This window comes from Acinetobacter calcoaceticus (assembly GCF_051947995.1).
Taxonomy (GTDB): domain Bacteria; phylum Pseudomonadota; class Gammaproteobacteria; order Pseudomonadales; family Moraxellaceae; genus Acinetobacter.
This window is the reverse complement of the sequence record NZ_JBLVVH010000009.1, coordinates 43800-57963: the sequence shown is the minus strand read 5'-3', so window position 1 is coordinate 57963 and position 14164 is coordinate 43800. Positions and strand designations below refer to the sequence as shown.

General features: G+C 44.1%; 12 protein-coding genes. 9 read left to right on the top strand and 3 right to left on the bottom strand.

The window, feature by feature from the left end:
* Positions 1–7: 7 nt before the first annotated feature.
* Together puuE and ACNQO6_RS15480 are read right to left on the bottom strand one after the other, a co-directional pair.
* Complete coding sequence (gene puuE / locus ACNQO6_RS15485; RefSeq protein ID WP_343579919.1) at positions 8–958, bottom strand: allantoinase PuuE; 951 nt, start codon at positions 956–958, stop codon at positions 8–10.
* 128 nt (positions 959–1086) lie between these two features.
* Positions 1087–2019: a LysR family transcriptional regulator gene (locus tag ACNQO6_RS15480; protein ID WP_440209549.1), complete on the bottom strand. Its 933-nt coding sequence runs from the start codon at positions 2017–2019 to the stop codon at positions 1087–1089.
* Positions 2020–2182: 163 nt separating this feature from the next.
* On the opposite strand from ACNQO6_RS15480, the gene ACNQO6_RS15475 reads away from it, so the two are divergent.
* From ACNQO6_RS15475 to ACNQO6_RS15435, 9 genes are all read left to right on the top strand, one after another.
* Positions 2183–3238 carry a Rieske 2Fe-2S domain-containing protein gene (locus tag ACNQO6_RS15475; protein WP_440209548.1) on the top strand — a complete coding sequence of 352 codons (1056 nt, stop codon included), beginning with the start codon at positions 2183–2185 and terminating at the stop codon, positions 3236–3238.
* A 137-nt stretch (positions 3239–3375) separates the two neighbouring features.
* A complete protein-coding gene (gene hutC / locus ACNQO6_RS15470; protein WP_005231077.1) occupies positions 3376–4128 on the top strand; it encodes a histidine utilization repressor in 753 nt (250 codons plus the stop codon).
* On the top strand, positions 4125–4706 hold the full coding sequence (locus ACNQO6_RS15465) for a HutD/Ves family protein (protein ID WP_440209547.1): 582 nt from the start codon (positions 4125–4127) through the stop codon (positions 4704–4706). Before hutC ends, ACNQO6_RS15465 begins: the two co-directional genes overlap by 4 nt.
* 238 nt (positions 4707–4944) lie before the next feature.
* On the top strand, positions 4945–6621 hold the full coding sequence (hutU, locus tag ACNQO6_RS15460; protein ID WP_440209546.1) for a urocanate hydratase: 1677 nt from the start codon (positions 4945–4947) through the stop codon (positions 6619–6621).
* Between the two features lie 84 nt (positions 6622–6705).
* Positions 6706–8244, top strand: a complete 1539-nt coding sequence (gene hutH, locus ACNQO6_RS15455) for a histidine ammonia-lyase (RefSeq protein ID WP_440209545.1) — start codon at positions 6706–6708, stop codon at positions 8242–8244.
* A gap of 64 nt (positions 8245–8308) precedes the next feature.
* A complete protein-coding gene (locus ACNQO6_RS15450) occupies positions 8309–9721 on the top strand; it encodes an amino acid permease (RefSeq protein ID WP_440209544.1) in 1413 nt (470 codons plus the stop codon).
* 52 nt (positions 9722–9773) lie between these two features.
* Complete coding sequence (hutI, locus tag ACNQO6_RS15445; protein ID WP_440209543.1) at positions 9774–10979, top strand: imidazolonepropionase; 1206 nt, start codon at positions 9774–9776, stop codon at positions 10977–10979.
* Between the two features lie 33 nt (positions 10980–11012).
* Positions 11013–11933, top strand: a complete 921-nt coding sequence (hutG, locus tag ACNQO6_RS15440; RefSeq protein ID WP_440209542.1) for a formimidoylglutamase — start codon at positions 11013–11015, stop codon at positions 11931–11933.
* Positions 11934–11965: 32 nt separating this feature from the next.
* A complete protein-coding gene (locus tag ACNQO6_RS15435) occupies positions 11966–13237 on the top strand; it encodes a Glu/Leu/Phe/Val family dehydrogenase (protein WP_005286774.1) in 1272 nt (423 codons plus the stop codon).
* A 63-nt stretch (positions 13238–13300) separates the two neighbouring features.
* On the opposite strand, the gene ACNQO6_RS15430 is transcribed toward ACNQO6_RS15435, so the two are convergent.
* Positions 13301–14128 carry an SDR family oxidoreductase gene (locus tag ACNQO6_RS15430; protein WP_440209541.1) on the bottom strand — a complete coding sequence of 276 codons (828 nt, stop codon included), beginning with the start codon at positions 14126–14128 and terminating at the stop codon, positions 13301–13303.
* Positions 14129–14164: the final 36 nt, after the last annotated feature.

Genomic DNA, 14164 nt, shown 5'->3' with positions numbered 1-14164 from the left:
AATAAAATTAAGCTTGAAAAGGATGATGTTTATACCAATGCTCAGCAATTTGTTGACGGGTACAAATCCAGACCCGATCATGATTTTGTACATAATCCAAGAAGCGTTGTAACGCCTTAAAGCGGGCAGGACGTCCTAAAATGCGGCAATGCATACCAATCGAAAGCATTTTCGGACGAGTTGCTCCCTCTGCATAGAGGACATCAAAAGCATCTTTTAAATATTCAAAAAAATCCTCACTACGATTAAAACCCGTAGGGGATGCAAATTTCATATCATTGGTATCAAGTGTATAGGGAATAATTAAATGCGGACGGGTTGCACCTGCTGCATTGCGGAGTGTTGTCCAAAAAGGTAAGTCATCACCGTAATAATCACTGTCATATTGCACCTGATCATATTCAGCCAATAATTGACGGGTATTGGGGCTATCACGGCCTGTATACCAGCCTGTCGGCATTTCACCAAACAAATCTTTAAGGATGTGCATGGCTTCATGCATATGTTGTTTCTCGGTTTCAATATCCATATTCTGATAATGAATCCAGCGTAAGCCATGTGAAACCACATCATAGTTGTGTTGTTTGATGGCTTCGACCACCAGTGGATTACGTTGTAAAGCCATCGCAACGGCAAAAATGGTCATGGGCAATTGACGTTTGGCAAACTCCTGCTGAATGCGCCAGAAACCGACCCGTGAACCATATTCGTAAATCGAGTCCATTGAAAGATGCCGTGCAGGATAACTTTCTGCACCACTGATTTCAGACAAAAACTGCTCTGATCCTTCATCGCCATGCAGAATATGTTTTTCACCACCTTCCTCATAATTCAACACAAACTGCACCGCGATTTTCGCTTGATTGGGCCATTGGGCATGGGGCGGTTGATCGGCATAACCGACCATATCGCGTGGATAATCTGCTGTTAAATGAGTGTCTGTATTGGGCCAAACCATAGCAATGCCTGAATCGTGAAAAAGGTGAATCTTCACATCAACTTACCCGATTGAATCTTTGAGTGTCAAATATTATATTGATTTAAATCAATGGTTTGTGTGTTTTGTTTTGGTGCAAAAATACAATTTTATTGATGAATATTGTTTTGCATGCGCGATTTTAGTGCCTCCATCTCGATAATGATTTGATTCATCATGATTTGCGCAATCCGGGAAAGTTGCCGTTTTGGTGCAGTACAAAGTGCAACCGTAATTGGATGAAGGCCGTGGTCATTGATTGTTCTAAACTCAAACGTACCATTTTCAATATATGGGGCTGTATCTAGATAACTCATGATGCTGATGCCTAAGTTTTGCTTAAGCAATGAGACCATCATACGGATATCATTACATTCGATTGTGTGTGCTGGGTTGAAGTCATGCTTTTTATAGAGTGCATGCACATGATCATGAATAATCAATGGTTCGGCAGCAACAATATGATTGAACTCCAGCGTATCGGAAAAGTAGATTTTTTCTTTATGGGCTAAAGCATGCTGTTTGGGAATCACGAAACCCAAGGGCATTTCAATAAAGGCGCTGATCTGTAATTGGTGCTGATGTTTGGGATTCAGTATCAAGCCAAAGTCGAGTTCAGCATTGATTACCAGATCAGCAATACGCTCACTGTCCATGACCCGAAGCTTAAAATTAATCCATGGATATTCCTGAGCAATCGACTGCATCACGGTACTGACAAAACTTTCACTGAGCGCTGCAATCATTCCAAAATCAATAGAACCGCGCTGTAAACCCTGGATTTCATTTAAACGCTTTTGTGTAGCTTGAAACTCTTTTTGCCAACTGCGTAGATCGGCATAGAGTAATTCACCAGCCAAGGTCAGCTTGAGTCCATTGGGCAAACGTTCAAATAAAGCCACACCGAGTTCTTCTTCTGCCAAAACGATTTGTCGATGTACCGCGGAGACAGAAATAAAAAGTTGATCGGCCGCTTTTCTTAAACTGCCTGTTTTGGCAACGGCAATAAAATAATCTGCAAAACGTGAAAACGGCAGTGCCATCATAGGCTCTCAATATAAAAACTGATACAGATGCAAAAGCAATTTTAGTGCCCAGCCTGTTCTAATTTTTAGAATGATGCATATAAATCATTCTAATAGACGAGAATATTGATCTATTCCACACTGCTCATGAAGAGAAAAATCTTAAAAATGAGCACAGGATATGAACGCAATTCCATTCATCAATCTTCCAAATAAGCCATGTCATAGCCAATTTGATGATCAGGACTGGCAGATTCTTGCGCAGCATTGGTATCCCGTGGCACGTATCGAAGATGTGAGCAGCAAACCGCAGCAAGTCACCTTACTGGATATGAATCTGGCTTTGTATAAAACCGAAACAGGGCAGATTCATTTAGCTCGGGATATTTGCCCGCACCGCGGTGTGCCTTTGAGTAAGGGCTGGGTTGAAGGAGACACTTTGATTTGTCCTTATCATGGCTTACATTTTAATGAAGACGGCAAATGCAGCAAAATTCCAGCGCAACCTGATTTAACTCACATTTCAGAGCGCTTTTCGTTGACCAAGTTTCCTGTGGTTTTAAAATATGGCTTGGTCTGGACCAGTATTCTCGGCAGAGATGAAAGTTTGGCGAATTTTCCTGTATTAGACACATGGGAGAGTGCGGCACATCAAGCCATTTTACCACCGTCTGTGGATATTGCAGGTTCCAGCGGTCGTCAATTGGAAGGCTTTATTGATGTCGCACACTTTGCCTGGGTACATCATCAGGCTTTTGCAGATCGAGACAATCCTGTGGTACCTAAATATTTGACCGAGCGTACGGATTATGGCTTACATACCAATTACATCAGTAATGTCAGTAACTATCCGCATGGGATGCAGCATTTAGCCCCTGATGATTTTTTATGGGAACGGATCTTTGACGTTTATCCGCCATTTTCAGCCGTACTGACCATTCATTTTCCGAATGACGGGGTGTTGAAGATTTTAAATTCCTGTTGTCCCGTCTCACATAACAAGACCCGTTTATTTGTACCCTTGACCCGTAATTTTGATACCACGGGGGACTTACAGGCTGTCTATGATTTTAATGCACAGATTTTTGCGGAGGATCAGGAGATGGTGGAGGCGCAAAAGCCAGAAGAATTACCTTTAGATATGAGTATGGAAGCACATTTTGAAGCAGACCGTTCTTCGGCGATGTATCGCCGGATCTTGGCTGAATGGGGCTTAAGCAAACGATATACGGTGTAGGGCACAATCAATTTAGTGGTTCAAACGGTGATTTGGATACTATTTCGTCTAAATTATTTATTTGTATAGGCTTGTATATACAATTTGCCTCAATTCAATATACAATGACTTAGAATATTTAGTATGAGTTTTAGCCAATGTCAAGAGCGACAAAGCAAAACGATTTAGATTTGTCCTTAGAAGAAGATAGTCCGGTTCCTTTGTATCTACGTGTGAAGCAAATGATTTCACAAAAGATTTATGAGGGAAGCTGGACTGTTAACAAAAAGATTCCTTCAGAAAGTGAATTGGTCAATTTACTGGGCTGTAGTCGCATGACGGTGAATCGGGCTTTACGCGAGCTCACCAGTGAAGGTTTATTGGTGCGTATCCAAGGTGTCGGTTCTTTTGTTGCAGAAGGACAAGGGCGTACCGCTTTATTTCATGTCAATAACATTGCCGAAGAAATTATTGCACGAAATCACAAGCATCATGCTGAAGTTTTGGTGCTGGAACAGATTCAGGCCAATGCCGAACAAAGTATGCTGATGCAGATTCGGGAAGGGCAAAAGCTCTTTCACTCGATTATCGTGCATTATGAAAATGATGTGCCTGTACAGATTGAAGATCGACTGGTCGATCCGATGTTGATTCCAGATTATTTGGCACAAGATTTTAAAAGTATTACACCGAATGCGTATTTAATGTCGAAAGCGCCGGTGACTGAAGGTGAGCATGTGGTCACCGCAATTTTAGCCTCAGCACAAGAGTGCAAATGGCTGAAAATCAACAAGACTGAGCCTTGTCTGTTGATTCGTCGTCGTACCTGGTCGAATAAACAGCTGATTTCCAGTGCCCGATTGATTTATCCAGGTAGTCGTTATTATCTGGAAGGTAAATTTACCCAATGATTCAACACTTAGACATAGCTGATTATCAGCAGATGCTATGGAAAAACGGGGCGGGTTATACCATTGAACTTGCCCGAAGTGACGGTGACAGTCTGGATACGTTTGATTGGCGTATTTCCATGGCAGATGTCAAAACTTCGGGTGATTTTTCCCTCTTTAAGGGCATGCAGCGTATCCTCACGGTACTGGAAGGTTCTGGCATCGTATTGAATATTGACGATGATTCCGAACATCTGAAAACTTTACAATCTGCGCAATTTAGTGGTGATCGAAAGACCAGCTGTGAACTGATCGACGGGCCAATTCGGGACTTTAATCTGATCTATAATCCTGAAAAATGGCGTTCTCGCTACCAATGGCTATTTGAGTCAGCCAGCACTGAGATGTTCAGTTCAGCCGATCTGATTTTTATTTTTAATCAGAGTCCAGAACCTTTGGAAATTGAAGTTGATCAGCAGGTTTTTCATTTGGCACACCAGCAAAGTCTCAAGATTGAGCAGCAAAAAACATTAAAAAAATTGCTTATAAAGTCACAGTTTTTAAAGCAGACTTGTCTCATTGAGCTCACAAAAATCTAATTTTTAGACTTTTAAAAAAACACATATGACCCCAGCTTGTATGTGTTTTTTATTGTCGATCAAAAAATAAATCTATTTATTTCATTGGTTTGTAATTTATTTTCATAAAAGAGTTGAAAAGCATCTTTTCAATATAAAAGTTTTGTGTAGTATATGGATGTATATACAAGTTAATACATTGCTATACAGTAAAAGCAGATTAATTTGCTGGTTCAAACTCAATGGAAGGAGTCCGATTGTGACAACAACGACAACAAAATTTCGTGATGTGGAAATTCGCGCACCGCGTGGTACACAGCTCAATGCCAAAAGCTGGTTAACAGAAGCGCCACTGCGTATGTTGATGAATAACCTAGATCCTGATGTCGCAGAAAATCCAAAAGAACTGGTGGTTTACGGTGGTATCGGTCGTGCTGCACGTAACTGGGAATGTTTCGACAAGATCGTTGAAACGCTAAAGAATTTAGAAACAGATGAAACTTTATTGGTTCAATCGGGTAAGCCAGTAGGCGTATTTAAAACCCATAAAGATGCGCCACGTGTTTTGATTGCCAACTCGAATCTGGTGCCTCATTGGGGGAACTGGGAACATTTCAATGAACTGGATGCGAAAGGTTTGGCAATGTATGGCCAGATGACAGCGGGTTCTTGGATTTATATTGGTAGCCAAGGTATTGTACAAGGCACTTATGAAACCTTTGTCGAAGCAGGTCGTCAGCACTATAACGGTGACTTGAAAGGTCGTTGGGTATTAACGGCTGGTTTAGGCGGTATGGGTGGTGCACAACCTTTGGCTGCAACACTTGCAGGTGCATGTTCACTCAATATCGAATGCCAGCAAACTAGTATCGATTTCCGTTTACGTACCCGTTATGTCGATGAACAAGCCACTGATCTGGATGATGCTTTGGCGCGTATTGAAAAATATACCAAAGAAGGTAAGGCGGTTTCGATTGCACTGCATGGCAATGCTGCTGAAATTTTACCTGAATTGGTTCGTCGTGGTGTGCATCCAGATATGGTGACTGACCAAACCAGCGCCCATGATCCATTAAATGGTTATTTGCCAATTGGCTGGACATGGGAAGTGTACCGTCAGCGTGCTAAAACTGAGCCAGAAGTTGTGGTGAAAGCAGCGAAACAATCGATGGCGAAACATGTTCAAGCCATGCTGGACTTCCAGAAAATGGGTGTGCCAACTTTTGATTATGGCAACAACATCCGTCAAATGGCGCAAGATGAAGGTGTAGAAAATGCCTTTGATTTCCCAGGCTTTGTTCCAGCCTATATCCGTCCATTGTTCTGCCGTGGTATTGGTCCGTTCCGTTGGGCTGCACTGTCAGGTGACCCGGAAGATATCTATAAGACAGATGCCAAAGTAAAAGAACTCATTCCAGATGATGAACATTTACATCGCTGGTTAGATATGGCGCGTGAACGTATTAGCTTCCAAGGTTTGCCAGCACGTATTTGCTGGGTGGGCTTAGGCTTGCGTGCAAAACTGGGTTTGGCATTTAATGAAATGGTGCGTAGTGGTGAGTTGTCAGCGCCTATCGTAATTGGTCGTGACCATCTGGATTCAGGTTCAGTGTCTAGTCCGAACCGTGAAACCGAATCAATGAAAGATGGTTCTGATGCCGTATCGGACTGGCCATTATTGAATGCCTTATTGAATACTGCTGGCGGTGCGACTTGGGTGTCATTGCACCATGGCGGTGGTGTAGGTATGGGCTTCTCGCAACACTCAGGTGTGGTGATTGTGTGTGATGGTACAGATGAAGCAGCAGCACGTATTGCACGTGTACTGACCAATGACCCTGCAACAGGGGTGATGCGTCATGCCGATGCGGGTTATGACATCGCAATTGACTGTGCCAAAGAGCAAGGCTTGAACTTGCCGATGATCACGCAATAAACAGACAAGGACATTACGATGCTTTTTGCAATTGTGTAAACAGCATCGTAAGCGAACAATAGAGTGCAAAACAGGACGCCAACAATGGAACTTCTAATTCAACCCGGCAAACTTAGCTTAGCAGATCTGCGCCACGCTTATTTAAATCCAATCAAAGTGAAACTCGATGACAGCGCTTCTGCTGGCATTAATGCAAGTGTTGCTTGTGTCGAAAAAATCGTGAATGAAGGCCGTACTGCCTACGGGATCAATACCGGTTTTGGTTTACTTGCATCAACTAAAATTGCACCAGAAGACCTAGAGCAATTACAGCGCTCATTGGTACTGTCACACGCTGCTGGCGTAGGTGAGCCGCTTGATGATGCGATGGTACGTCTGATTATGTTGCTTAAAGCAAATAGCTTGGCACGTGGTTTTTCGGGGATTCGCCGTAAAGTGATTGATGCCATTCTGGCGTTGATCAATGCTGAAGTTTATCCGCATATTCCACTCAAAGGTTCTGTTGGTGCTTCAGGTGACTTGGCGCCACTGGCACATATGTCTTTGGTATTATTAGGCGAAAGTAAAGCACGCTATAAAGGTGAATGGTTGCCGGCAGTTGAAGCACTTAAAATTGCAGGACTAGAGCCAATTTCTTTAGCGGCGAAAGAAGGTTTGGCACTGTTAAACGGTACGCAAGTTTCAACCGCTTATGCTTTACGTGGTCTGTTTGAAGCAGAAGATTTATTTGCTGCTGCAACAGTGTGCGGTGGTTTAAGCGTTGAAGCCATGTTGGGTTCGCGCGCGCCATTCGATGCACGTATTCATGAAGTGCGTGGTCAACGTGGTCAAATTGATGTGGCTGCGGCTTATCGTGACTTGTTGACTGAATCAAGTGAAATTTCTCATTCACATGAAGATTGCAGCAAGGTTCAAGATCCGTACTCATTACGTTGCCAACCACAGGTGATGGGGGCGTGTTTGACCCAGATCCGTCAAGCGGCAGAAGTACTGGAAATCGAAGCAAATGCGGTATCGGATAACCCATTGGTCTTTGCTGCTGAAGGCGATGTGATTTCGGGTGGTAACTTCCATGCAGAACCTGTTGCCATGGCAGCGGATAATCTGGCATTGGCGATTGCAGAAATCGGTTCATTGTCTGAACGTCGTATTTCCATGATGATGGACCGTCACATGTCACAGTTGCCGCCGTTCCTGGTTGCCAATGGTGGAGTCAATTCTGGCTTCATGATTGCTCAAGTAACAGCCGCTGCGTTAGCAAGTGACAATAAAGCACTTGCACATCCTGCCAGTGTTGATAGTTTACCGACTTCTGCAAATCAGGAAGACCATGTTTCCATGGCACCGAATGCTGGGAAACGCTTGTGGTATATGGCTGACAACGTTCGCGGCATCCTTGCAGTTGAATGGCTAGGTGCATGTCAGGGCCTTGATTTCCGTGAAGGATTGAAGAGTTCTCCAAAACTTGAGCGTGCGCGTAAAGTGTTGCGTGATCAAGTGCCTTACTACAGTGAAGATCGTTTCTTCGCGCCAGATATCGAGCAGGCAAGTGAATTGCTCGCGAGTGGTTGCCTGAACGAATTACTCATTCCGAGGCTATTACCGAGTTTGTCTGAAGTGTGATCAATAAATCGGTCACATGGAGTGGCCGAATCTAACTAAATTTCCTCAAGGATTGGAGATTATAATGTCACAGCACTCCACATTACAGCGGGGGCTAAACACCCGCCATATTCGTTTTTTGGCATTGGGTTCAGCCATTGGGACAGGACTCTTTTACGGTTCGGCCACTGCCATCAAAATGGCAGGCCCGTCCGTATTACTCGCATATATTGTTGCAGGGATTGCAATTTATATCGTGATGCGCGCACTCGGTGAAATGGCGGTACACAACCCGGTATCAGGTTCATTCAGTCATTATGCTTCTCAATATATTGGCCCGCTTGCAGGTTTTACCACCGGCTGGACCTACGTTTTCGAAATGATCATCGTTGCACTTGCCGATGTGACAGCGTTTGGGATCTATATGGGATTCTGGTATCCCGATGTGCCACGCTGGATCTGGATTTTGTCACTGATCATGTTCTTGGGTGCAATCAACCTGATTCATGTCAAGGTCTTTGGCGAGCTTGAGTTCTGGCTTTCCATCGTCAAAGTCACTGCCATTGTAGCCATGATTGTTGGTGGTTTGGGATTGATGTTCTACGGTTTCCATGCGGACCACAGTGGCTTTACCACAGGTATTCAAAATTTATGGATTCATGATGGCTTTATGCCAAATGGTATTGCAGGTTTGGTTGCCTGTTTATCTGTGGTGGTGTTCGCTTTTGGTGGGATTGAAATTATCGGTCTGACTGCGGGTGAGTCTCAGGATCCTAAAACCTCGATTCCCCGTGCTATTAATGCGGTTCCAGTACGTATCTTATTATTCTATGTATTGACGATTTTTGTATTGATGTCGATTTTCCCATGGAATCAGATTGGCAGTCAGGGCAGTCCATTTGTACAGATTTTTGAAAATCTGGGGATTAAATCTGCTGCGACAATTTTGAATATTGTGGTGGTCACAGCTGCAATTTCGGCAATTAACAGCGATGTGTTTGGTGCCGGACGTATGTTGTACGGGATGTCAAACCGTGGACAAGCGCCAAAAGTATTCCAGAAAATTTCGAAAAATGGTGTGCCTTGGATGACCGTGGTGGTGATGGCAGGCGTGTTGTTGATCGGTGTCTTGCTGAACTATCTGATTCCAGAAAATGTCTTCATCATCATTGCTTCAATCGCGACTTTTGCAACCGTTTGGGTCTGGCTGATGATTCTGCTTTCTCAGGTTGCGATGCGTCGTAAATTATCGAAAGAAGAAATCAAGGCACTGGATTTCCCAGTCATTGGCTGGCCGTATGCCCCTGCATTTGCAATTGCGTTCATGCTGTTCATTCTAGCCATGATGGGGTATTTCCCGGACTCACGACCTGCAATTTATGTCGGTGCAACCTGGTTAGTTCTACTCTGGATTGCTTATAACATCTGGGTGAAGCCGAAGAAAGATACGGTAAAAGAAAGTTCAAGCTTGCAACAAAATATCGAAATGGAAAGCTAAAGATCAAACTGCTCAGGTACTTATCCTGCCTGAGCAGTGAGAGGAAATGTGAATGAAAAAGCTTTGGAAAAACTGTCATATTGCCACCATGCAAAATGGGCAATATTCCAGTATTGAACATGCTGCAATGGTCACTTCGGGGCAGCATATCCACTGGATTGGAACCTTTGACGATGTTCCTGCCGATGCTTATTCCGAAACCATTGATTTGAATGGTGCTTGGGTGACTCCCGGCCTAATTGATTGTCATACCCATAGTGTATTTGGCGGCAACCGTAGTGTTGAGTTTGAAAAACGCTTACAAGGTGTCAGTTATGCCGAGATCGCGGCGAGTGGTGGCGGAATTGCCAGTACGGTTCGTGCCACGCGTGAAGCAAGTGAAGAACAGTTGCTGGCATCAGCACTGAAGCGTGTTCGTTGCCTGCTCAAAGATGGGGTCACCACCATTGAGATTAAATCAGGTTACGGTCTGGACTACGCCAACGAACGTAAAATGCTGCGTGTGATTCGTCAGATTGCAGAAACACTGCCAATGACGGTTCGCAGTACCTGCTTGGCAGCGCATGCTTTGCCGCCTGAATATCAGGATCAAAGCGATGCGTATATTGAGCATATCTGTAATGACATGCTGCCTAAATTGCATCAGGAAGGTCTGATTGATGCAGTGGATGCCTTTTGTGAATATCTGGCATTTTCTCCTGCTCAGGTTGAGCGCGTCTTTAAAACAGCCCAGTCTTTAAATCTACCCATCAAGCTGCATGCAGAACAGCTTTCTTCGCTCGGTGGCTCAAGTTTGGCCGCGCGTTATCAGGCTTTGTCGGCAGATCATTTAGAGTTTATGACAGAAGAGGATGTGAAAGCCATGGCTGCTGCGGGGACGGTTGCAGTGTTATTGCCAGGCGCATTTTATTTCTTGAGAGAAACCCAGTATCCGCCATTGCAGAGCTTACAGCAACATGGTGTGCGGATTGCCTTGTCCAGTGATTTAAATCCGGGTACATCGCCAGCTTTATCTTTGCGTTTAATGATGAATATGGGCAGTACCTTATTCCGTTTAACCCCTGAACAGACTTTAGCTGCGGTAACCCTTCATGCAGCACATGCATTGGGCTTGCAAGACACGCATGGCAGTCTGGAGCAGGGCAAAGTGGCAGATTTTGTTGCCTGGGACATCGAGCATCCGTCAGAAATCGTTTACTGGTTAGGTGGCGATTTGCCAAAACGTATCATTCAGCATGGCAATGAAATTTCGATCTAAGCCTAGGCTTATTTTTAAAGCGTGGTATTGATAATGAATCACTCATTTAAATGGCAAGGACGACACGATGGTGATGGTGAAGCACATTTACGTCTCCATCAGGTGGTCAATACGCAGCAGCACGCGTCATTCGCTTTGATCGGTTTTAGTTCCGATGAAGGGGTGAAACGCAATAAAGGCCGTTTAGGTGCAGCCGATGCCCCCGATATGATTCGGGCACAATTGGCAAACTTGCCTGTCCATCAAGCGGTAACAATTGCAGATCTGGGCACAGTGGTATGTGACAATGGCAAACTGGAACAGGCACAGGCTGAATTGGCAGATCAGGTTGAACGCAGCTTAAAACAGGGCATGAAACCGATTGTTTTGGGCGGTGGTCATGAAGTGGCTTTTGGTAGCTTTTCAGGTCTGTTTCAATACCTGCAAAATCATGAGCCGAATAAGAAAATCGGTATCATCAATTTTGATGCCCATTTTGACTTGCGTGAAGCGGAACATGTCACCTCAGGTACGCCTTTTTTAAATGCAGCAAGACTGTCTGAACAGCATCAGCAAGAATTTCATTATCTGTGTATCGGGGTAGCAAAGCACTCAAATACTAGAGTCCTTTTTGAAACGGCAGATCGACTAAATTGCAGTTATATCTACGACTTTGAATTACAACCGAAAAACGTTGAAATTTTACTCGAAAAAATCAGTGCTTTTATCGGAAAAGTTGACTATTTGTATATTACAGTTGATCTTGATGTATTTAGTGCTAGCATTGCTCCAGGTGTAAGTGCACCTGCGGTAAAAGGAATTGATTTATCAGTCTTTGACCCATTACTAGAGGCCATTAAGGAAACCGGAAAGATTAAAGTTTTTGATGTGGCGGAATGTAATCCACGGTTTGATTTGGACAGTAGAACTGCCAAGTTAGCCGCTTATATAATTTTTAACTACATATTTGATTGATGGATCATGTGAATTCATCAAAAGGTTAAAACATGTCTAATTTATCTTATGTCTCTCAAAATGACGGTCCATGGGCAACCTATCTTGAACAGATCGAGCGTGTTGCTCCATATCTAGAAGGTCTAGAAGGTTATGTGGATACATTAAAGCGCCCAAAACGTGCTTTGATCGTTGACGTGCCAATTGTTATGGACGATGGCACTATCCGTCATTTTGAAGGTTATCGTGTACAACACAACTTGTCACGTGGTCCGGGTAAAGGCGGTATTCGCTATCACCCAGATGTAGATTTAAATGAAGTAATGGCTCTTTCAGCATGGATGACAATTAAGACTGCGGTGGTGAATTTACCATTCGGCGGTGCAAAAGGTGGTATCCGTGTTGATCCGCGTCAGCTTTCTCCACGTGAATTAGAACGCTTAACACGCCGTTATACCAGTGAAATCAGCCATATTATTGGCCCACAAAAAGATATTCCTGCACCTGACGTAGGGACGAATCCAAACGTGATGGGCTGGATCATGGATACCTATTCATCTGGTCAAGGTCATACGGTAACAGGTGTGGTAACGGGTAAACCGGTACATCTTGGCGGTTCGCTGGGTCGTATCAAGGCAACAGGCCGTGGTGTATTTATCACAGGTCAGCAAGTTGCTGAAAAAATTAAATTACCTTTAGAAGGCGCTAAAATCGCGGTTCAAGGTTTTGGTAACGTGGGTAGTGAAGCTGCATATCTATTCGGTGATTCAAAGTCTAAAATCGTGACCATTCAGGATCATACCGGTACGATTTATAATCCTGAAGGGATTGATCTCGCTGCATTAAAAACCTACATGGAAACTCATCAAGGTGTGGGTGGTTTTGAAGGTGCTCAGGTCATCAGCGATGAAGAGTTCTGGACTGTAGACATGGATATCCTGATCCCTGCTGCTTTAGAAAGCCAGATCACGGTTGAACGTGCGAAAAACTTATCGGCAAAACTGGTTCTTGAAGGCGCGAACGGCCCGACTTATCCAGAAGCAGATGACATCCTGGTTGAACGTGGCATCACGGTTGTTCCTGATGTAATCTGTAATGCGGGTGGTGTAACCGTATCTTACTTCGAATGGGTTCAGGATATGTCGAGCTACTTCTGGTCTGAAGAAGAAATTAACGAAAGACTCGACAAGCTAATGATTCAAGCCATTAACGATGTATGGCATAAATCAAGTGAAAAAGAATGTACCTTACGTACAGCGGCCTTTATCTTGGGTTGTGAGCGTATCTTAAAAGCACGTAAAGAGCGTGGTATCTTCCCTGGCTAATTGAGCTGTGCTTTTGAAACGACCTTAAGACGCATGTTTTAAGGTCGTTTTTTTATGGTTGAATTAATCCAGAAAAAAGTCTTTCTGTAGCTGGGTATTGCCACTGACACAGGCATATTGCGCAAAATCAGTCATTCCGATACGTGCCAACGCTTGTTCATCGGTCAGGCTTTGTCCAGTGAGTTCTCCTTTTTGCGTTGTATAAATCGCAAAAGCTGCATAGGCCATGATTTCGGGTTTGCGGCTGAGTTGTCGCGTATTTTCCTCCCCCAGATTTTTTGAAACCGCTGCTGTGGCAATATAGGTCTCGGGCCACAGGGTATTACAGGAAATACCATAGTGACGGAACTCTTCTGCCATACCTAAAGTCAGAATCGTCATCCCATACTTGGATAGTGCATAAGGCGAGAGCATCCCCAACCATTTGGGAGACATGTTCACAGGCGGGGATAAGCTCAGAATATGTGGATGTGGAGCCTGCTTTAAAAATGGGAGCGCTGCTTGGGCACAAATAAAGGTCGCACGGTGGTTAATGGTTTGGATCAGGTCATATTGTTTTAAGGAAGTGGCTTCCACACCGGTCAATGCAATCGCACCCGCATTGTTAATCAGTACATCAATACCACCAAAGTTCTTGGCCGCGTGTTGCATGGCTGTATAAATCTGCTGCTCATCGCGCACGTCTAAAAGTAAGGGCAGCGCCTGACCACCAGCGGCTTCAATCTCTTCGGCGACACTATAAATGGTACCTGTCAACTTTGCTGTTTCAACTTCGGTTTTGGCTGCAATCACAACATTTGCCCCAGCTTGTGCAGCTTTTAGTGCAATCGCTCTGCCAATTCCGCGGCTGCCGCCCGTAATAAAAATGGTTTTTCCTTGCATGTTGTTCATGTAATTATCCTATGCTCGCATTGTTATAAAAACTGA